Origin of the sequence: Pseudomonas sp. Sample_14 (genome assembly GCF_004307515.1) — a bacterium.
Classification (GTDB): Bacteria; Pseudomonadota; Gammaproteobacteria; order Pseudomonadales; family Pseudomonadaceae; genus Aquipseudomonas; species Aquipseudomonas atacamensis.
Map to the genome: position 1 here is coordinate 170,042 of NZ_RCOC01000037.1, position 19,257 is coordinate 189,298.

General features: G+C 60.2%; 16 protein-coding genes, 1 tRNA gene, 2 pseudogenes and 1 riboswitch. Of the genes and pseudogenes, 15 read left to right on the forward strand and 4 right to left on the reverse strand.

The features are described 5' to 3' along the window. From D8U61_RS08655 to D8U61_RS08665, 3 genes are all read right to left on the reverse strand, one after another. The gene (locus D8U61_RS08655; RefSeq protein ID WP_130926762.1) at positions 1 to 855 is read right to left on the reverse strand and encodes a hypothetical protein; all 855 of its coding nucleotides are present in this window, start codon (positions 853 to 855) and stop codon (positions 1 to 3) included. Position 856: 1 nt separating this feature from the next. Continuing rightward, the gene (locus tag D8U61_RS08660; protein ID WP_241663608.1) at positions 857 to 2,161 is read right to left on the reverse strand and encodes a glycosyltransferase family 4 protein; all 1,305 of its coding nucleotides are present in this window, start codon (positions 2,159 to 2,161) and stop codon (positions 857 to 859) included. Positions 2,162 to 2,298: 137 nt separating this feature from the next. Next, positions 2,299 to 2,703 carry a hypothetical protein gene (locus D8U61_RS08665; protein WP_016771286.1) on the reverse strand — a complete coding sequence of 135 codons (405 nt, stop codon included), beginning with the start codon at positions 2,701 to 2,703 and terminating at the stop codon, positions 2,299 to 2,301. Between the two features lie 349 nt (positions 2,704 to 3,052). Then, positions 3,053 to 3,153, forward strand: a riboswitch (guanidine-I (ykkC/yxkD leader). A 63-nt stretch (positions 3,154 to 3,216) separates the two neighbouring features. Between D8U61_RS08665 and D8U61_RS08675 the strand changes: the two genes are divergently transcribed. The 15 genes and pseudogenes from D8U61_RS08675 to D8U61_RS08745 form a co-directional block, all read left to right on the forward strand. After that, the gene (locus D8U61_RS08675; protein WP_130926763.1) at positions 3,217 to 4,284 is read left to right on the forward strand and encodes a putative urea ABC transporter substrate-binding protein; all 1,068 of its coding nucleotides are present in this window, start codon (positions 3,217 to 3,219) and stop codon (positions 4,282 to 4,284) included. An 18-nt stretch (positions 4,285 to 4,302) separates the two neighbouring features. Then, positions 4,303 to 5,118, forward strand: a complete 816-nt coding sequence (locus tag D8U61_RS08680) for an ABC transporter permease subunit (RefSeq protein ID WP_130926764.1) — start codon at positions 4,303 to 4,305, stop codon at positions 5,116 to 5,118. Beyond that, the gene (locus D8U61_RS08685) at positions 5,115 to 5,903 is read left to right on the forward strand and encodes an ABC transporter ATP-binding protein (RefSeq protein ID WP_125925287.1); all 789 of its coding nucleotides are present in this window, start codon (positions 5,115 to 5,117) and stop codon (positions 5,901 to 5,903) included. Before D8U61_RS08680 ends, D8U61_RS08685 begins: the two co-directional genes overlap by 4 nt. Before the next feature lie 13 nt (positions 5,904 to 5,916). Next, positions 5,917 to 6,642 (forward strand): urea amidolyase associated protein UAAP1, encoded by a 726-nt coding sequence (locus D8U61_RS08690; protein WP_016771290.1) that lies wholly within the window; start codon positions 5,917 to 5,919, stop codon positions 6,640 to 6,642. Between the two features lie 11 nt (positions 6,643 to 6,653). Beyond that, the gene (locus D8U61_RS08695; RefSeq protein ID WP_016771291.1) at positions 6,654 to 7,295 is read left to right on the forward strand and encodes an urea amidolyase associated protein UAAP2; all 642 of its coding nucleotides are present in this window, start codon (positions 6,654 to 6,656) and stop codon (positions 7,293 to 7,295) included. Positions 7,296 to 7,578: 283 nt separating this feature from the next. Beyond that, a complete protein-coding gene (gene uca, locus D8U61_RS08700; RefSeq protein ID WP_130926765.1) occupies positions 7,579 to 11,226 on the forward strand; it encodes an urea carboxylase in 3,648 nt (1,215 codons plus the stop codon). A gap of 25 nt (positions 11,227 to 11,251) precedes the next feature. Beyond that, positions 11,252 to 13,024, forward strand: coding sequence for an allophanate hydrolase (gene atzF, locus D8U61_RS08705; protein ID WP_130926766.1), 1,773 nt, complete (start codon positions 11,252 to 11,254; stop codon positions 13,022 to 13,024). A gap of 280 nt (positions 13,025 to 13,304) precedes the next feature. Then, the gene (locus D8U61_RS08710; protein WP_130903207.1) at positions 13,305 to 14,792 is read left to right on the forward strand and encodes a sensor domain-containing diguanylate cyclase; all 1,488 of its coding nucleotides are present in this window, start codon (positions 13,305 to 13,307) and stop codon (positions 14,790 to 14,792) included. Then, a complete protein-coding gene (locus D8U61_RS08715) occupies positions 14,785 to 15,015 on the forward strand; it encodes a cysteine-rich CWC family protein (RefSeq protein WP_016771293.1) in 231 nt (76 codons plus the stop codon). The genes D8U61_RS08710 and D8U61_RS08715 overlap by 8 nt, the downstream gene beginning before the upstream one ends. 33 nt (positions 15,016 to 15,048) lie before the next feature. Beyond that, complete coding sequence (locus D8U61_RS08720; RefSeq protein ID WP_130926767.1) at positions 15,049 to 15,741, forward strand: pseudouridine synthase; 693 nt, start codon at positions 15,049 to 15,051, stop codon at positions 15,739 to 15,741. 316 nt (positions 15,742 to 16,057) lie between these two features. Next, positions 16,058 to 16,942, forward strand: coding sequence for an alpha/beta hydrolase (locus D8U61_RS08725; protein ID WP_016771295.1), 885 nt, complete (start codon positions 16,058 to 16,060; stop codon positions 16,940 to 16,942). A gap of 158 nt (positions 16,943 to 17,100) precedes the next feature. Continuing rightward, positions 17,101 to 17,174, forward strand: a tRNA-Gly gene (locus D8U61_RS08730). 436 nt (positions 17,175 to 17,610) lie between these two features. Beyond that, entirely contained in the window at positions 17,611 to 17,790 is a 180-nt protein-coding gene (locus D8U61_RS08735) for a type II toxin-antitoxin system HicA family toxin (RefSeq protein ID WP_016771297.1), read from the forward strand. Positions 17,791 to 17,825: 35 nt separating this feature from the next. Continuing rightward, positions 17,826 to 18,233: a type II toxin-antitoxin system HicB family antitoxin gene (locus tag D8U61_RS08740; RefSeq protein ID WP_024011974.1), complete on the forward strand. Its 408-nt coding sequence runs from the start codon at positions 17,826 to 17,828 to the stop codon at positions 18,231 to 18,233. Positions 18,234 to 18,292: 59 nt separating this feature from the next. Then, a pseudogene (locus D8U61_RS08745) lies at positions 18,293 to 18,520 on the forward strand (transcriptional regulator); the annotation flags it as partial. 514 nt (positions 18,521 to 19,034) lie between these two features. Here D8U61_RS08745 and D8U61_RS08750 read toward each other — a convergent pair. Beyond that, a pseudogene (locus D8U61_RS08750) lies at positions 19,035 to 19,257 on the reverse strand (trans-aconitate 2-methyltransferase); the annotation flags it as partial.

Here is a 19,257-nt window from a genome sequence, read left to right on the forward strand (position 1 = left end):
TTACTTCCTTGTAATAACAGAGCGTGAAAGATAATCACTGAGATACTTGAGCATCTCAGGTGCTTCGCGTAATGACGACAGACCAAGACCTACACTACCGTGCCCTCCAGCGAAGTCGAAGTTATCCAGATTGACCGTGCAGAAGAAATTCAGCTTGCCGAAATCCAGATTCTCCAATTCAGCCCTACCAAAACCTGCCAGCTTTTTGTCAGTCAGTTGCTCTTCGGAAGCCGGGCGAATCAAGCCGTCACACTTGATCAGCCGAGGGGTTCCGTCTCGCCGCGGCCAACCTGCAATGACAAAATTTCGTACGGATGACACATTCTTGAAATGCGGTGGCGGAGCATTCAGCCAAACTTCCAGCCCCGGATAATTCTTAAGTTTCACAATCAACTCATCCGGCCAGTTGACGTGCCGATAACCCCGTTCATGGGGCTCGGTAGTTTCCTTCCTGGTAAAAAGCCCGGCATTCAATTTATAGAGCCGCCAGCTTTCGGGGATCGGTTCCAGGCGCTGATTCTGGTGCCGATGCAGCCCCGTCCCGGTCCACCAGAAAAGGCCCTTCAGAGCAATCGCCAGACACGCTTTCTTGTTCACCATCTCAGGCATGCCAACGTAAAACTCAGGGACTAGCGTCTTATCTATATAGGCGCCGCCTAATATCGGCACTTGCTTCATGCTCGCCAGCTTGTTCTGGCAAGCTTTCTCGTTTGCATGGTGAATAGCCGCCGACTCGGCAGATTGTTCTTTGCGAATATAAAATTCCGCTACGCAATAACAGACATAAAAGAACAATCCATACTTCGATAACCTTTTAAACCACTTGATCGCCTGCTTACGCGACTTCCTGGACATTTCAAACCTCCCGCTCGAACGGCGGAACGGTTGGTATGTCGTTATGCCCGGATATCGCGCTTGCAAAAATCTCAAAATATTGGCTCACGCCCGATTCCACACTGAACCGACCTGCCGTCAACTTCGCGGCGCTGGCAAGACCATCGAACTCACCTGCCGACTTCAAAACCTTGCTGACACTTCTGGCAATTCCTTGATGGTCGAAGAAATCCACCAACACGCCATTAGCCCCATCGACAATGACTTCCCTTACCGGAGCCGTATCCGACGCAACAACCACACAACCAGACGCCATCGCCTCCAGTAACGACCACGACAAGACAAACGGATACGTCAAGTAAACATGGACTTTGGAACATGCGAGAACCGCGCGGTAAGTCTGGTAAGGAAGTTTCCCTGTGAAATGCACTCTGGAGTGATCGAAACTGACCTCCGCCTCCATCCTGCTGCGCCAATCCGGGTACCCGACCGGCTTACTCCCATAACTGACACCATCACCGCCAACCACGATGATCTGCGCATCGGGGCACTCGGCCTGAATAAGCGGGATCGCTCGCATGAAACTGTGAAAGCCGCGATAAGGCTCAAGGTTTCTGGCGACATAGGTAACGATCGGCTGTCCGGCTTTGAGCTCGATTCCATTGGGCAATCTGACTGCCCCGACTTTCGCCGGGTCTGAACGTTGAATCACACCTTCGTGAATGACCCGAATCGCCGACCGGTAAGCGGCCGGAAACAGGCTGCGCTGCCACTGCGTAGGCGCGATTGCGATATCACATTGTTGAAGATTCAACAGATGCAGCGAGTTGAGCACGCGCAGCCGTGACGACTCCCTCGCGGCTCGCCGGAATTCAGGGTCGAACCCGCAATCGGCGCCCTGCGCTCGATAGTAATACTCGCAATAGTGAATCAGCGGCGTATCGGCATAGACATCCTTGGCAAACAGCGTCTCCCCCCATCCGGGATGAGCAAGAATGACATCTGGCTGATAACCCGAACGCTTCAGCCTGCCCAGGATTTCAAAAACCTTCTGACCGTCGATCACCGCTTGTTCATAGCGGATCAGATAGGGGTGAATATTGCCGGGCGCTCGGCTGGTCGCTCGATATCGATGGATTTGCACACCGGCGACGCCCGGTGCCGTGTCCCGACCTATCGCCACAACCTCATCACCGCGCTCCAGCGCTGCCAGCACCACATGACGGAACTGACCGGGAAAATTTTGATGAATAACCAGTAGCTTCATAGCGCTGAACGTCCATTTTTCGCCGCTATCGAGCTGAGGATTGCTCGCCTCGTTCGGCATCCACGAACGCTACCAAACACCACAAAATGAAACTGTAGGACGCTTCCGGGATTGCCTTGGGAGATGGCCCACGGAAGGACTTTTCGACGGGCAAAAAAAAGCGGCGCATCATGCGCCGCTTTTTTATTTACGGTCAGTTACCAGCGGTTACCACGGCCGTTGTAGTCACGGCGACCGCTGTGACGATCATAGTTGCCTCGACCCCGGTGGTCATTGTCCCAACCGCCGCGACGGTGGCCGTCCCAGCGTCCGCGATCATTGCCGTGCCAGCGACGGCTTTCGTAATGACGCGGGGCCGGTTGATAGTGCCGCGGCGCCTGGTAATACCGCGGTTGCTGGTAGTAACGCGGCGCTGGCTGGTAGTAGCGCGGCTGAGTGTAATAAGTGCCGCCGCTGCGGTAATAGGAGCCGCCACCGCTGTAATAGGCCGGTGCGGGTGATGTGTAGACCTCTGACCTGTAGTAGCTGTCTCCATAGGAATAAGGAACGCATCCGCCAAGGGAAAAAAGCATCACGGCAAGCAGTACGATTCGGCGATACATGGCGGCCTCCTGGACCGCGGGTTGGCCACACCAGCGACGCTGGCAGGCGACCGTCAGCAATTGCTGACTGTCGAAGAATCAGACAGCGGTTTCGGAATCTGGTGCGTTCCTGCAACAAGTTGAAACAAGTGATTATGAAATCTTGTTTATCCGCAAAATCAGCGACCAGTGATGCGTAAACGCGCTGCATGACGGTGCAACCGCGCACCACCACGATGCGCTGTCGCTCGCCCCGCTCACCTCGGCAATCCAGCACATCCCCGCCGCAGAGGCCTCGGCCCGACTTGGCACGCCTCTCGCTTTAGCAAACCCGTGCAGGAGTCATCACAGGTTCGCGGCACCACAATTTGCAATGGCTGACTAGGGTTCCGGCTCGCAATCGCGAGTGGCTGGTCCGAGAGTTGGCGACCTCCAGTTGAGGTTACACGGCGGGACAAAAGCCCGGGAGACAAGCCACCGTTCGCGGTGCCGCGTTGCCTTCCTGTCCGCCCTCGATCAACTGGAGAATCCGCAATGATCCGACTACGTTTCCCCGCCCTGCTCGCCGCCGCCTTCGCCGCGCTCATCAGTACGCAATCTTCCGCCGCCCAGAAAGACCACTTCAGCGTGTGCTGGACGATCTACGCCGGCTGGATGCCATGGGAATACGCCGGCAGCCAGGGCATCGTCGACAAATGGGCGAAGAAATACGGGATCAAGATCGACGTCGTGCAGCTCAACGACTACGTCGAATCAATCAACCAGTACACCGCCGGCCAGTTCGACGGCTGCACCATGACCAACATGGATGCGCTGACCATTCCCGCTGCCGGTGGCGTCGACAGCACCGCGTTGATCGTCAGCGACTTCTCCAACGGCAACGACGGCATCGTGCTCAAAGGCGAAGGTAAAAAAGTCGCTGATCTGAAAGGCATGGACGTCAATCTGGTCGAGCTGTCGGTCTCCCATTACCTGCTGGCTCGCGCGCTGGACTCGGTGGACCTGACCGAGAAAGACCTGAAGGTGGTCAACACCTCCGACGCCGACATTGCCGCCGCATTCAACACCGACGACGTCAACGCCGTGACCACCTGGAACCCGATGCTCTCGGATATCAAAGCCAAACCCGGCGTCACCGAAGTGTTCAATTCCAGCCAGATTCCCGGCGAGATCATGGACATGATGGTGGTCAACAGCGCCACCCTCAAAGACAACCCGGCGCTCGGTAAAGCGCTGACCGGCGCGTGGTTCGAAGTGGTCGCTTTGATGGACGCAAAAAATGCTGCGAGCAAAGCTGCGCTGGAACACATGGCCAAGGCCTCTGGCACCGATCTGGCAGGGTTCCAGGCGCAACTGGACACCACAAAACTGTTCGCCACGCCAAGCGAAGCGCTGAATTTCGCCACCAGCAAACAACTGCCGGACACCATGCGCAAGGTCGCTGAGTTCTCCTTCGAGCACGGCCTGCTCGGCGAAGGCGCGAAAGACCCGAGCGCGGTGGGCATGTCCTTCGCCAACGGCGTGACCAGCGGCGACACCGCCAACCTCAAGCTGCGTTTCGATCCGACCTACGTGCAGATGGCCGCCGACGCCAAGCTGTAAGCCACGGAGGATTTGGCCATGCGCCTGATCAATCGCCACCCCGATCGCCCGAGTCGCCTGTTGCTGGTGATCCTGCCGTTCGCGCTGGTGCTGTTCGCCTACTTCACAGGCTCGGCCGAGCGCCTGGCGGACAACCCCAACGACAAACTGCTGCCCAGCGCCGTGCAGATGAGCGACGCGGTAAAACGCCTGGCCTTCAACGCCGACAGCCGCACCGGTGAATATCTGTTGTGGCAAGACACCGCGTCGAGTCTGCGCCGTTTGGCCATCGGCCTCGGCATCGCGGCGCTGGCGGGTCTTTGCCTCGGTACAGCGGCGGGCACCCTGCCGCTGTTCGGCGCGCCGTTGTCGCCGATGCTGACGGTGCTGTCGATGGTGCCACCGCTGGCGATCCTGCCGATTCTGTTCATCGTCTTCGGCTTGGGCGAGTTATCGAAAGTCATGCTGATCGTGATTGGCATCACCCCGGCGCTGGCTCGGGATCTGGAACAGCGGGCCCGTGACATTCCGGTCGAACTGCTGATCAAGGCGCAGACCCTCGGCGCCTCGACCTGGACGCTGATGCTGCGCGTGGTCTTGCCGCAGCTGTTGCCGCGCTTGCTGATCTCGCTGCGCTTGATGCTCGGTTCGGCGTGGCTGTTCCTGATTGCCGCCGAAGCGATCGCCTCCACCGATGGCCTCGGCTACCGGATCTTTCTGGTGCGGCGCTACCTGGCGATGGATGTGATCCTGCCCTACGTGGTGTGGATCACCCTGCTCGCCTGGCTGATGGACTGGGGCTTGAAACAGCTGACCCAGCGCGCTTTCCCTTGGTACGAGGGTGCGGCGAAATGAGCTTCATCACAGTAAAAAACGTCTGGCAGCAATACGCCGATCAAGTGGTTCTGGAAGGCTTGAACCTGAGCGTCAACGAAGGCGAGTTCTGCACCTTGGTCGGCGCCTCCGGTTGCGGCAAATCGACCTTCCTGCGCCTGCTGCTCGGCCAGGAAAGCGCCAGTCGCGGGGAGATTCTGCTCGACGGCCAGCCCTTGGCCAGCGAGCCGGATGCCAGCCGTGGCGTGGTCTTTCAACGCTACTCGGTGTTCCCGCACCTGAGCGTGCTCGACAACGTCGCCCTCGGTCTCGAATTGCCGCGCGCGCCCTTGCTTGGCCGGCTGTTCGGCAACGCCAAACGCGAAGCGCGCGAGCAGGCGGCAGCACTGCTGACAAAAGTCGGCCTCGGCCATGCGCTGGACAAGTACCCGGCACAGCTGTCCGGCGGCATGCAGCAACGCTTGGCCATCGCTCAGGCGCTGATCATGAAGCCGCGCGTGTTGTTGCTCGATGAGCCCTTCGGCGCGCTTGATCCGGGCATCCGCAAGGACATGCACGCGCTGCTGCTGGAGCTGTGGCGCGAGACGCAACTGACGGTGTTCATGGTCACCCACGACCTGTCCGAGGGCTTCAGCCTCGGCACGCGCCTGCTGGTGTTCGACAAGGTGCGCCTCGACCCGCACGCCCCCGGCGCCTATGGCGCCCGCATCACCTACGACATCCCGTTGAACAGCGACCGCCGCGCCCAGCGCGCCGCCGTCGAGGCCCTGCCGCTGCCGCTGGCGGGCACCCTTCGCACTGCTTGAGAGGACTGCTCCAATGACTGATTCAATCCAACTATTCCCACCCTTCGCTGAAGAAATGCTGCCGGGCGGCGGCCACCGTTCGTTCGTGCTCAAGCGCGGCCAATTGCTGCGCCTGACCGACCTGCGCGGTGGCGCTAACGTCAGCCTGACCTTGCTCAATGCCAATGAAAAAACCGAGCGATTGAACCTGCCCGACAGCCTCAAATGCCAACACACCGCCAAGCTCACTGCCGGCCACTGCCTGTACTCGGACATGGGCCGCGTGCTCGCCGCGATCACCGCCGACACCTGCGGCTGGAGCGACAGCCTCGGCGGCGTGCTCTGCGCGCAAGAAGTCGCCGAAAAATACGGCCAGGGCCGCTACCAGGAACTGCGCAACGGCTTCTTTCGCAATGGCACCGACAACCTGCTGGTGGAGCTCGGCAAGTGGGGCCTGGGCCTGTCCGACCTGCTGATGACCCTGAATCTGTTCAGCCGCGTGAACGTCGATGAGGCCGGGCGTTTCCACTTCGTCGAAGGCAACTCGAAGGCCGGTGACTACATCGAGTTGTATGCGCCGATGGACACCCTGGTGGTGCTCACCGCCCTGCAACATCCGATGGACCCGTCCCCCGAATACGCCCCGAAACCCTTGAAGCTGAGCTGGATGAACGCCGACGCCAGCGTCGCCGAACACTGCCGCACTTCGCGCCCGGAAAACGAGCGCGGCTTCATCAACACCGACCGTTTGTTCGCCTGAGGATCGCAGCCATGTCACTCGCAATCGCCACTTCGCACAAGCAAGCCGACAGCGCGATCTACCGCGCGACCATTCCCGCCGGCGAGCCCTGGCTGATGGAGGTCAAGGCCGGGCAGACCCTGCGCATCCTCGATCTGGAAGGCAATCAGGCCGTCGACACTTTGTTTTACAGCCTCGCCAACCCCAAGGAACGCTACGACGTGCAACGCACCTTGCGCCGGCAGAACAGCGTCTACCTGAGCACCGGCAGCGTGCTGTATTCCAACCTCGGCCAGCCGATGCTGACCATCGTTGCCGACACCTGCGGGCGCCACGACACCCTCGGCGGCGCCTGCGCGCAAGAGAGCAACACCGTGCGCTACGCCCTGGAAAAACGCTACATGCACAGCTGCCGCGACAACTACCTGCGCGCCTGCGCCCACGACGGTCGATTGAGCAAGAGCGACATCGGGCCGAACATCAATTTCTTCATGAACGTGCCAGTGACGGCGGATGGCGGGCTGACCTTCGAGGACGGTATTTCCGCGCCGGGCAAGTACGTTGATTTGCGCGCGGAGATGGACGTCATCGTGCTGATTTCCAACTGCCCGCAGTTGAACAACCCGTGCAATGCCTACAACCCGACCCCGGCGGAGTTGCTGGTATGGAATTGACCATCAGCCGTTTACGCCGTTGGCTCTTTGCCCTGTGCCAGGCGCGTTCCGGGCAGTGCCTGAAATCCACCAGACAACCCTGAACGCTGTGGGAGCGAGCCTGCTCGCGAATGCGCCGTGTCATTCAGCATTGATGTGGCTGATCCACCGCCTTCGCGAGCAGGCTCGCTCCCACAGGGGGGTTGTGGTGGGTTTGAGTGAAGTGTGTTTTTTCCATCCGGGACGGCCCGGATGTCTGTCGAAAAACAGCGGGACGGCCCGCTCCCCCTTCAGGGGTTATGCCATGTTCGAAAAAATCCTGATCGCCAACCGTGGCGCGATTGCCTGTCGCATCCTGCGCACGATCAATGTGCTGAAGGCCCAAGGCGTCGCCGTGTACTCAGAAGCCGATGCTGCCAGCCTGCACATCTCCCAGGCCGCTGAAGCGCACAGCCTCGGCGAAGGCGCGGCGTCCGCGACGTATCTGGCCGTCGATAAAATCCTCGCTATCGCCAAACAAAGCGGCGCCACCGCCATTCATCCCGGCTACGGATTTCTCTCGGAAAACGCAGCGTTCGCCGAAGCCTGCGAAGCGCAGGGCATCGCCTTCATCGGGCCGACGCCGGAGCAATTGCGGGTGTTCGGCCTCAAGCACACTGCTCGCGCGTTGGCCAGACGGCACGGCGTACCCATGCTCGAAGGCACCGACCTGCTCGACAGCCTCGATTGCGCGCTGAGCGCCGCCGAACAGGTCGGCTACCCGGTGATGCTGAAAAGCACCGCTGGCGGCGGTGGCATCGGCATGCGCGTGTGCCGCAGCGCCAGTGAATTGAGCGAATCATTCGAAGCGGTGAAACGCCTCGGCCAGAACAACTTCAGCGACGCCGGCGTGTTCATCGAAAAGTACATCGAACGCGCGCGGCATCTGGAAGTGCAGGTGTTCGGCGACGGCTGCGGTGAAGTCGTCGCTCTCGGCGTGCGCGACTGTTCGGTGCAGCGGCGCAACCAGAAAGTCCTCGAAGAAACCCCGGCGCCGAACCTGCCCGAAGGCATGGCCGATGAGCTGTGCGCAGCGGCGATCAAACTGGCGCAAGCGGTGAATTACCGCAGCGCCGGCACCGTCGAATTCGTCTTCGACAGCGAAGCCCAGCGCTTCTATTTTCTCGAAGTGAACACGCGCTTGCAGGTCGAGCACGGCGTTACCGAACAGGTGTGGGACGTGGATCTGGTGCGCTGGATGATCGAGCTGGCCGCTGGTGATCTGCCGCCGCTGAACGAGTTGTATCAAGGCCTGGAACCGCAGGGCCATGCGATTCAGGCACGTCTGTACGCGGAAGATCCGGGGCGTGATTTCCAGCCGAGCCCGGGCCTGCTGACCGGTGTGCAATTTCCGCCCGCCAACGGCGTTGAGTTGCGTATCGACACCTGGGTCGAGGCCGGCGTGGAAATCCCGCCGTATTTCGATCCGATGATTGCCAAGCTCATCGCGTGGGCGCCGACTCGCGAACAGGCTCGCGCCGAACTCCATCAGGCATTGGGCGATAGCCTGTTGTACGGCGTGGAAACCAACCGCGACTATCTGCGGCAGATTCTGCTCGATGCTCCATTCGCCAGCGGCCAGCCGTGGACCCGTTGTCTGGAAAATCTGCTGTATCACGCCAACACCTTCGAAGTGCTCAGCGCCGGCACGCAGACCAGCGTGCAGGACTATCCCGGACGCCTCGGCTATTGGGCCGTCGGCGTGCCACCCTCGGGGCCGATGGACAGCCGAGCGCTGCGCCTGGGCAATCGTCTGCTCGGCAATGAACAAGGCGCCGCCGCACTGGAGATCACCATGAGCGGGCCGATCCTGCGCTTCAATTGTGACGCGGTGGTCGCGGTGACCGGCGCGCCGATTGCCTTGACCCTTGACGCTGAACCGGTGCCGATGAACACCGCGCTGCTGATCCCGGCCGGCGCGACGTTGCAACTGGGCAGCATCAGCGGCGCCGGCGCGCGCAGTTATCTGTGCCTGCGCGGCGGCTTGCAGGTGCCGGATTATCTGGGCAGCAAAAGTACCTTCACTCTCGGCCAGTTCGGCGGGCATGGCGGTCGCGCGTTGAGGGCCGGTGACGTGTTGCATGTGCCGGCATTGACCGAGCGCAGCGTCGGCCAGCAACTGGCCGAACAGCACATCACGGCGCTGCCGAGCGTGCGCCAGATACGGGTGATCTACGGCCCGCACGGCGCGCCGGAATACTTCAGCGAAAACTACATCGCCACATTCTTCGCGACCCAGTGGGAAGTGCATTTCAACTCCAGCCGCACCGGCGTGCGCCTGATCGGACCGAAGCCTGAGTGGGTGCGTGAGGATGGCGGTGAAGCGGGTCTGCACCCGTCGAACATCCATGACAATCCGTATGCGATTGGCGCGGTGGATTTCACCGGGGACATGCCGGTGATCCTCGGCCCGGATGGCCCGAGCCTGGGTGGGTTTGTCTGCCCGGTGACGGTGATCGAGGCGGACCTGTGGCAGCTGGGACAGCTCAAGGCGGGCGATAAAATTCAGTTCATTCCCGTCGACCTCAACACCGCCCGCGATCTCGCCCTGAAATGGGATGCCCCCTGTGGGAGCGAGCCTGCTCGCGAAAGCGTCGGCAAAGACAAATCGATATTGACTGACACGGCCTCTTCGCGAGCAGGCTCGCTCCCACAGGGTTTGGTGTCGCCTGTGGTGTTGGCGTTGGGCCAAGGCGATCAGCGACTGGTTGCACGGGTTTCTGGCGACACTCATTTACTGCTGGAAATCGGCGCGCCGGAGCTCGATCTGGTCCTGCGCTTTCGCGCCCACGCGCTGATGCAGGCGCTGGAAAGCCAAGCCCTGCATGGGGTGATCGACCTCACCCCGGGCATTCGCTCGCTGCAAGTGCACTACCAGCCCGAGCAACTGCCGCTGGCCGATCTGCTCGGCATCATCGCCGGCGAATGGGACGCGGTGTGCGCCGCCAAGGACTTGCAAGTGCCGTCGCGCATCGTGCACTTGCCGCTGTCGTGGGACGACCCGGCCTGTCAGTTGGCGATCGAGAAATACATGACCACCGTGCGCAAGGACGCGCCGTGGTGCCCGAGCAATCTGGAGTTCATCCGGCGCATCAACGACCTGCCGAATCTCGACGAAGTGCAGCGCACGGTGTTCGATGCGAGTTATCTGGTGATGGGCCTTGGCGACGTTTACCTCGGCGCGCCGGTGGCCACGCCGCTCGACCCGCGTCATCGTCTGGTGACCACCAAGTACAACCCTGCACGCACCTGGACCGCCGAAAATTCGGTGGGCATCGGCGGCGCCTACATGTGCGTGTACGGCATGGAAGGCCCGGGCGGTTATCAGTTTGTCGGGCGCACTCTGCAGATGTGGAATCGCTATCGCGAAGTCGCCGCGTTCGATGGCAAACCGTGGCTGCTGCGCTTCTTCGATCAGATCCGCTTCTACCCGGTCAGCGCCGAAGAACTGCTGCGTATCCGCCGTGATTTCCCGCTGGGGCGCTTTGATCTGAACATCGAACACAGCCAGCTCAACCTCGCCGACTATCAGGCATTTCTCTGTAAGGAAGCCGAGGGCATCAGCGCTTTCCGTGCGCAGCAACAGGGCGCGTTCAAGGCTGAACGCGAGCGCTGGATCGCCAGCGGCCAGGCGCATTTCGACAGCGAAGAAGCCGTGCCTGACGCCAGCGAAGAAGCACCGCTGCAAAGCGGTGAACACAGCGTTGACAGCCACATCGCCGGCAATCTCTGGCAGGTGCAGGTCGAGGCTGGTCAGCGTGTCGCGGCGGGCGATGTGCTGGTGATTCTCGAGTCGATGAAGATGGAAATCCCTGTGCTCGCGCCGCTGGCCGGCGTGGTGCGAGAGATCCGCGTGCAACCCGGTTCGGCGGTGCGCGCCGGACAACGGGTGGTGGTGCTGGAACTCGACTGAAGCCATTTTTTATAAGGATCAACCGATGAATCTGCAACTCGATGCACTGCGCCAGGCCTATCGCAATGGCGACACCACACCGCGCCAACTGCTGCTGCAATTGCGCGAAAAAGCCGCTGCGCTGAATCCCGACTATCACCTGTTCATCCACCTGCTCAGCGTCGATGAACTGGAGCCGTATCTGGCCGCCCTCGACGGTCGTGACCTCGACAGCCTGCCGCTATATGGCGTGCCATTCGCGATCAAGGACAACATCGATCTGGCCGGCATTCCCACCACAGCCGCGTGCCCGGCGTTTGCCTATGTGCCGCAGCAGTCGGCGACCATCGTCGAGCAACTGTTGGCGCTGGGGGCGATCCCGCTGGGCAAGACCAATCTCGATCAGTTCGCCACCGGCCTCAATGGCAGCCGCTCGCCTTATGGTGCGTGCCCGAACAGCGTATTGCCCGAATATCCGTCCGGCGGCTCCAGCGCCGGCTCGTCACTGGCGGTGGCGCTGGGCCTGGCCAGTTTTGCCTTGGGCACTGACACCGCCGGTTCCGGGCGAGTGCCGGCGGCGCTGAATAATCTGGTGGGTTTGAAGGCGAGCAAAGGCCTGATTTCCACCGCTGGCGTGCTGCCGGCGTGCCGCACGCTGGACTGCGTAACCACCTTCACCGCGACCGCCCGTGAGGCCAGTCAGTTGCTGGCGTTGACGGCCAAACACGATCCTCGCGATGAGTACAGCCGAGGCAACCCGGCATGGAACGACGGCTCGGCATTCGGCGCGCCACGGCCGTTTCGCTTCGGCGTGCCACGGGCGCAGGACCTTGAATTTTTCGGCTGCAACGAGGGGCCACAGTTGTTCGCAGCGGCCATCGAACGGCTCAAGGCTCTGGGTGGCGAAGCGGTCGAACTGAACCTGTCGCCATTTCTCGAAGCAGCGCGCCTGCTCTACGACGGGCCGTGGGTCGCCGAGCGTTACAGCGTCGCCGGTGAGCTGCTGGAGCAGAATCCCGAAGCGGTGCTGCCGGTGATCCGAGCGGTGCTGGCCAAGGCTCCGGCAGTGACTGGCGTGCAGACCTTCCGCGCGCAATATCGATTGCAGGCGCTGAAGGCCCTCTGCGACGAGGCCCTGGAAAATCTCGACTGCGTGCTGACACCGACCATCGGCCGTCCGGTGACCCTGGCCGAGCTTGAGGCCGAGCCGGTGCTGCGCAATTCCGAACTCGGTTATTACACCAACTTCATGAACCTGCTCGACTACGCCGCCGTCGCCGTGCCGACCGCGTTCATGGGCAATGGTTTGCCGTGGGGCGTGACGTTGTTCGGGCGGGTATTTACCGATCAGTATCTGTTGAGCGTGGCCGATGCCTTGCAGCGCCAGCAGGACAGCGCCCTGCCAGTTCCGGCAAACCCTGCGCGCAATGACCGCGCTCGATTGGTGGTGTGTGGCGCGCATCTGCAAGGGCTGGCGTTGAACTGGCAACTGACCCAGCGCGGCGGGCGCTCGCTGGAAACCACGTTCAGTTCGCCGGACTATCGACTGCACGCCCTCGCCGGCGGCCCGCCATTGCGGCCGGGGATGGTGCGGGTCAAGGACGCCGGCGTGGCGATTGCCGTGGAAGTGTGGGAATTGCCGAGCAGCGAATTGGGCTCGTTTCTCACCGGGATTCCGGCGCCGCTGGGACTGGGCAAGGTGCAACTGGCGGATGGGCGCTGGGAGAGCGGGTTTATCTGTGAGCCGTATGGGTTGGAGGGTGCGGTGGATATCAGTCATTTGGGGGGATGGCGGGCGTATCTGGCATCCCGGAGCTGATCCGAAAGCTCGCCCTCACCCTGGCCCTCTCCCCCAGGAGAGGGCCAGGGTGAGGCGATTGTCCATCGGTTGCCATTGGCTGATACCGAGTCGATCACAGATTTTCCATCACCCACAATCCAGCTCCCTCTCCCCCGGGAGAGGGCTGGGGTGAGGGGCTGCGATTTCCCTGACACACCGCTACGTCATATCCCCCGCCATTTCAGGCACAAATCCCGCAGTGTTTTCCCGACCATCCCACTAGAATGCATCCCATCGGGCCACTGCCAACGGATCTGCCATGCCGCTTCGTTCTCCCTTGTACTCGCAACGCTCACTGGTGCTCACCCTCGTCGCCCTGCTCGGCGCCGGCTTTCTCGCCACCTCGCTGTTGAGCTACTTCGCGTCCCGCGAGTCGATCCGCGACAACATCGTCAACACTGAACTGCCACTGACCTCCGACACGGTCTATTCGGAAATCCAGAAAGACCTGGTCCGGCCGATCCTGATTTCCTCAATGATGTCCCGTGACACGTTCATGCGCGACTGGGTGGTCGACGGCGAGCAGAATCCCGAGCAGATGACCCGCTATCTCGATGAGGTCATGACCCATTACGGCGCCTACACGGCGTTCTTCGTTTCCAATGCCACGCTCACCTACTACCACGCCAAGGGCGTGCTCAAGCAGGTCAAAGTCGATGAACCGCGCGACACCTGGTACTTCCGCGTGCGCGACATGCAGGACCCGTACGAGATTAACGTCGACCCGGATCTGGCCAACAAGGACAACCTGACGTTCTTCATCAACTACAAGGTCTACGACTACCACAACCGCTTCATCGGTGCCGCGGGCGTGGGCCTGACCGTGGACGCGGTGATCAAGCTGATCGACAAGTATCAACAGCGCTATCAACGCAGCGTGTACTTCGTCGATACTTTCGGCCGCCTCGTATTGACCGGTGCCGAGGGTGGCCCGGAAGGCGCGCACATCGGCCAGAGTCTTGGCGAACTGGAGAGCATGAAAAGTCTGGTCAGCCAGTTGCCCAAGCCGCACAGCGGCAGCTACGAATATTCCACTCAGGGCCAGGGGCACTTTCTCAACGTGCGGTTTATCCCCGAGTTGAACTGGTACCTGTTCGTCGATAAACGCGAGGACGGCGCGCTGAGCGAGATCCGCCAGTCGCTGTATCTCAATCTGCTGATTTGCCTGCTGGTGACGTTGATCGTGCTGGCCTTGCTCAATCGAGTGATCAAGCGCTTCCAGGCGAAGATTCAGGCGCACGCCACCCTCGACAGTCTCACCGAACTGCCGAACCGACGCGGCTTCGACATCCTCGCCGCGCAAGCGCTGCACGAGGCCCAACGGGAAACCAAGCCGCTGACCGCGTTGTTGCTCGACCTCGACCACTTCAAAGCCTTGAACGACACCTACGGCCACATGGCTGGCGATCAGGTGTTGATCGGTTTCGCCCGCGACCTGCAAAGTTGCCTGCGTCACGCCGATATCGTCTGCCGCTGGGGCGGTGAAGAGTTCATCGTTCTGTTGAAAGACACCGACGGTGAGACCGGGCAGAAAATTGCCGAGAAGATCCGCCAGCACGTCGAACAACACAAATATGCCTACGATGGCCACAGCCTGCATCTGACCGTGAGCATCGGCGCCACCACCGTGCAACGCGATGACACCTTGCACACTCTGCTGTCCCGGGCCGATCATGCGATGTACCGCGCCAAGCAAACCGGGCGCAACCGCACCTGCATGGAAATGCCGCACTCGACCTATGCCTGATAACGACGTCAAACCCGACCACTGCCCGGCCTGCGGTGCGCGCAACGATTGCAGCCTCGCCGACCCGCGCACCGCCGACCGCGAATGCTGGTGCTATGGCGTGACTATCGACCCGGCGGTGCTCGAAGCGCTGCCGGCCGAACTGCGCAATCAAGCCTGCCTGTGCCCGCGCTGCGCACAGGTCGAAGCGCAACTGCAAGCAGGCCGGCGGCCGATCCCGTAAGATGCGCGGCCCTTCGTCCGTTGAATCCTGACCATGCGCGTCGACCGCTTCCTCAGCAATCTGCCCCGCTACAACCGTCAGCAGGTTCGCCTGTTGCTGGTGGAAAAGCGCGTGCGGATTGACGGAAAAGTCGTCAGCGACCCGCACAGTGAGGTGCTGGAATTCAGTCGGGTCGAAGTCGACGATGAGGTGCTGCAGAGCGGCAAACCGGCGCGCTATTTCATGCTGCACAAACCCCCGGGCTGCGTCAGTGCCACCCGCGATCCGCAGCATGCGACCGTGCTCGACCTGCTCGATGAACCGCACAAGGACGATCTGCACATCGCCGGACGTCTGGATTTCAATACCACCGGGCTGATGCTGATCACCAATGACGGCGCCTGGTCGCGGCGCCTGACGCAGCCGCAAACCAAACTGGCGAAGGCCTATTACGTCGAAACCGAACAGCACATCGACCCGAGCTACGCGCTGAAATTTGCCGAGGGCATCTACTTCGCTTTCGAAGATCTGACCACGCAACCGGCGCAGCTTGAGCTGCTCGGCCCACGCTCGGCGCGACTGAGCATCGTTGAAGGCCGCTACCATCAGGTCAAGCGCATGTTTGGTTTCTTCAACAACAAAGTCCTGCGCCTGCACCGCGAATCCATCGGCGAACTGACCCTCGATCACGCGCTAAAACCGGGCGAATACCGCGCTTTGCGCACCGAAGAGATTCATTTGTTCTAAGCCGGCGACCGCTCAGCCGAAGTTGTCGAACAATTCGCCGACGGCACTTGCGTGATCCTGAGTCCCCTGCTTGAATCAGGACGTCCGCCGAAATGTGACCGATGAGTCACCACATACTTCCAAGAAACTTTTTGTCGGTCGTCTGCCCTCAAGGGCTGCGCCTCAGCCGGCAATCTGCCCGCCAATAACAACACCCGTCGACCTGCCGTACCGGATCGACATGGGCCAGCAAATTTCAGGCGTATGCCTACCTGTCACAAAGCTCGTGCAATCTCGATTGCGCGCATACCCGCTTGCTTGCCAGGAGTCTTATGACATGAGGCCAGAAATCGCTGTGCTGGATATACAGGGTCAGTATCGGGTTTACACGGAGTTCTATCGCGCAGACGCCGCAGAAAAGACCATCATTCTGGTCAACGGCTCGATGGCCACGACTGCGTCGTTTGCACAGACCGTGAAAAACCTGCACCCGCAATTCAACGTGGTCTGCTATGACCAGCCCTACGCGGGCCGCTCAAAAGCCCACAACCGGCATGAGAAACATCTGACGAAGGAAGTCGAAGGGCAGATTTTGCTGGAGCTGATCGATCACTTCGCCGCCGAACACGTGCTGTCGTTCTCCTGGGGCGGCGCCGCCACTCTGGTCGCCCTCGCCCAGCAGCCCCGGCGCATCGAAAAAGCCGTGATCAGCTCGTTCTCACCGGTGATCAATGCGCACATGCTCGATTATCTCGAGCGTGGTGTCGATTACCTCGGCAGCCGCGACGGCGACCGGGTCGGCCATCTGGTCAACAACACCATCGGCAAACACCTGCCGTCGCTGTTCAAGCGCTTCAACTATCGCCATGTCAGCAGCCTCGCCGAGCATGAGTACGGACAGATGCACTTTCACATCAACGACGTGCTGCACAGCGATCGCCAGTGCTATCTGAATGCGGCGAAAAAGATCAGCGTGCCGGTGCTGTTCCTGAATGGCGAATGGGACGAATACACCGCTGCTGAAGACGCACGCCTGTTTGGCAATCACGTAGCGCACAGCAGCTTCACCACCCTGCAAGCCACCGGGCACTTCCTCGACATGGAGCACAAAGCCGCCTGCCGCGACAGCCAGAACGCTCTGCTGGGCTTTCTGAAACCTGCGCCGCAAGCCAGCCGAACGCGCTACTCGTTTGTGCAGGATCACCATGCCCTGGCCATTTGAAACAGCGTCATCGCGGGCAAGGCTGCAAGCTTGAAGTGCCTGTTGCACCGGCGCAGCCCTTGCTCGCGATCGACCGATTTCTGCGCGGCAAAGCCCTCGCAGAGAAAAAGAAAACTTCAAATCCGTGGCCGAGTCTGGTACAAAGTCAGCCGCTCTGAGCGGGTATAGTTTAGTGGTAGAACGAAAGCTTCCCAAGCTTTAGATGAGGGTTCGATTCCCTCTACCCGCTCCACCGAATATTGATCTCGCGTTGTGTTGTCCGACGAGGGATGCAGGAATAGAAAAAGCCGGCCTTGATGGCCGGTTTTTTTGTGTCTGGAAGTTGGTGAAAGACAATTTCCAAGGAAAAGCCTTCAGCTCCAAAAAGAACCCCAGCGACTCTGAAAATCATCCAGAGAAGGATCGCTACCAACGTCGCCCTCCTTCGTTGAAACGACGGGTAAGCTCGCTCTATCAGTCGCAATGACTGGCTGAGCGATCTGCTTTCATTTTGCGGCGTAAATGTCACCGCAAAACACTGCAACACAACCATCGTTCCTCCAAACACGCGCGGCCTAGACTGGGTTGACCACCTCGCCGGACGCCACAATGGCTGAACGGTAGCAAGTCTATTGATCTGTAGAATTCAGTAGGTATAGTAACCACCAAGCACACCACAGGGAGGTGTTGTGAACAGCCGTTTTTTAATCGGACAACTCGTCGCGGACGGTTGGTTTCTGGTACGTATTCGGGGCAGTCATCATCACTTCAAACATCCAACCAAACCAGGATTGGTAACAGTGCCGCATCCAAAAAAGGATCTGCTCAAAAAAACGGCCATCAGTATTTTGCAACAGGCCATGCTCTGAATCCGTTCTCAGCGTTGCCTTGGAGGATCACGAACATGCTTTACCCGATTGCGATTTCAATAGGCGACGAGGAACACGCTTGGGGAGTTGAAGTGCCGGACATTCCTGGCTGCTTTTCTGCCGGCGACGACCTTGATGACGCTGTCGCCATGGCGCGCGAGGCGATCGAAGGTCATTTCGAAATTCTGGCAGACGACGGTGCGCCGATTCCATCGGCCAGCAAATTGAGCCTGCATGTCGCCAATCCGCAGTACGCCGGATGTGCGTGGGCGGTAGTGGATATCGACGTGGTCAAATACCTGGGCAAAGCACAGAAGCTCAACATCACTCTGCCGGGGCACTTGCTCAATCGCATTGATGAGTACGTGTTACATCATCCTGAGGAGAAAAGCCGATCGGGGTTTCTGGCTTCGGCGGCGTTGAAGGTCTTGCAGCAGGGTTAAAAAATTCTTACTGCCCAACCGGCTCTCAGTCGCCGGTTTTTTCATGTCTGACGTTTGGGGAAATTCTCGCTCTGCTGATTGAAAAGTATGAGGAGCAGCATTTTCCGATGCCGCCCTCTGATCCCATTGAAGCCATCAAATTCCGTATGGATCAGCAAGGCTTGACGCCGCGGGATCTCGAGTCCTTTATTGGCACCAGTGGCCATGTTTCGGAAGTATTGAACCGCAAGCGCAAGCTGAGTCTGGCAATGATCAAACGTCTGCACGATGGCTTGCGTATTCCTTAGCAGACCGGTAGGAAGTCCAAAACCCGGCTCACCCGAGGGTGCCATGCGCACAGCCACCATCAAGTGCAGGCGAAGCCTGACTGGAAGGTACATGTGCAACCGTTGGTCAATCCAGGCCGGGCTGCTAAACCCGATCACTGGAAATCAGTGACGCGAACCAAGTTACCGACCGCCCTCCAGGCGCACAAGCAGGCGGATTCTGGCGTACCGGTAGGCAGCGGCGCAAGGATTTGTAGGCATCGGGACGTAACGCGATTCGACTTTAAACAGCCATGGCGCACCACGTGTAAAAGCCTGGAAAACAGAGGGAAATTTCCGACGAGTTCAGGGTGAACGAGTTGAAAGGATGCCAGAGGACGATGATGGTGGCGGTGCAGCGGTGATCGGTTTTGCATGCATCAAGAGGCCCCTCACCCTAGCCCTCTCCCGAGGGAGAGGGAACCGACCGGATTGCTTTCAAGGGATGCGCCGACCTGAGATAACGTGGCGAACTCCAGAAAGTTAGAGGCGTGATTCAGCGAGTCGCAACAATAAACAAACGTGGAAACGGCAACAGCACCGAGCCGTCAGCCAAGGCCGGATAAGCCTTGGCAACCTCCGCCAGATACCGCTGCAGATACTGCGCCCGCTCCTCCTCGGTCAATGGGCTCAGGAATGGAATCAACCCGCTACCCTTGAACCACTCCACCACCCCCGCCGCCCCGTCCCGAAGTTGGTGGTGATAGGTGGTGCGCCAC

Bases quoted from the DNA above. Each gene is read 5' to 3' on its own strand.
- D8U61_RS08725 (WP_016771295.1), top strand. From the start codon at position 16,058: ATGAGGCCAGAAATCGCTGTGCTGGATATACAGGGTCAGTATCGGGTT.
- D8U61_RS08665 (WP_016771286.1), bottom strand. From the start codon at position 2,703: ATGTATCGCCGAATCGTACTGCTTGCCGTGATGCTTTTTTCCCTTGGC.
- D8U61_RS08695 (WP_016771291.1), top strand. From the start codon at position 6,654: ATGTCACTCGCAATCGCCACTTCGCACAAGCAAGCCGACAGCGCGATC.
- uca (WP_130926765.1), top strand. From the start codon at position 7,579: ATGTTCGAAAAAATCCTGATCGCCAACCGTGGCGCGATTGCCTGTCGC.
- atzF (WP_130926766.1), top strand. From the start codon at position 11,252: ATGAATCTGCAACTCGATGCACTGCGCCAGGCCTATCGCAATGGCGAC.
- D8U61_RS08680 (WP_130926764.1), top strand. From the start codon at position 4,303: ATGCGCCTGATCAATCGCCACCCCGATCGCCCGAGTCGCCTGTTGCTG.
- D8U61_RS08690 (WP_016771290.1), top strand. From the start codon at position 5,917: ATGACTGATTCAATCCAACTATTCCCACCCTTCGCTGAAGAAATGCTG.
- D8U61_RS08720 (WP_130926767.1), top strand. From the start codon at position 15,049: ATGCGCGTCGACCGCTTCCTCAGCAATCTGCCCCGCTACAACCGTCAG.
- D8U61_RS08660 (WP_241663608.1), bottom strand. From the start codon at position 2,161: ATGCCGAACGAGGCGAGCAATCCTCAGCTCGATAGCGGCGAAAAATGG.
- D8U61_RS08710 (WP_130903207.1), top strand. From the start codon at position 13,305: ATGCCGCTTCGTTCTCCCTTGTACTCGCAACGCTCACTGGTGCTCACC.
- D8U61_RS08715 (WP_016771293.1), top strand. From the start codon at position 14,785: ATGCCTGATAACGACGTCAAACCCGACCACTGCCCGGCCTGCGGTGCG.
- D8U61_RS08675 (WP_130926763.1), top strand. From the start codon at position 3,217: ATGATCCGACTACGTTTCCCCGCCCTGCTCGCCGCCGCCTTCGCCGCG.
- D8U61_RS08685 (WP_125925287.1), top strand. From the start codon at position 5,115: ATGAGCTTCATCACAGTAAAAAACGTCTGGCAGCAATACGCCGATCAA.
- D8U61_RS08740 (WP_024011974.1), top strand. From the start codon at position 17,826: ATGCTTTACCCGATTGCGATTTCAATAGGCGACGAGGAACACGCTTGG.
- D8U61_RS08655 (WP_130926762.1), bottom strand. From the start codon at position 855: ATGTCCAGGAAGTCGCGTAAGCAGGCGATCAAGTGGTTTAAAAGGTTA.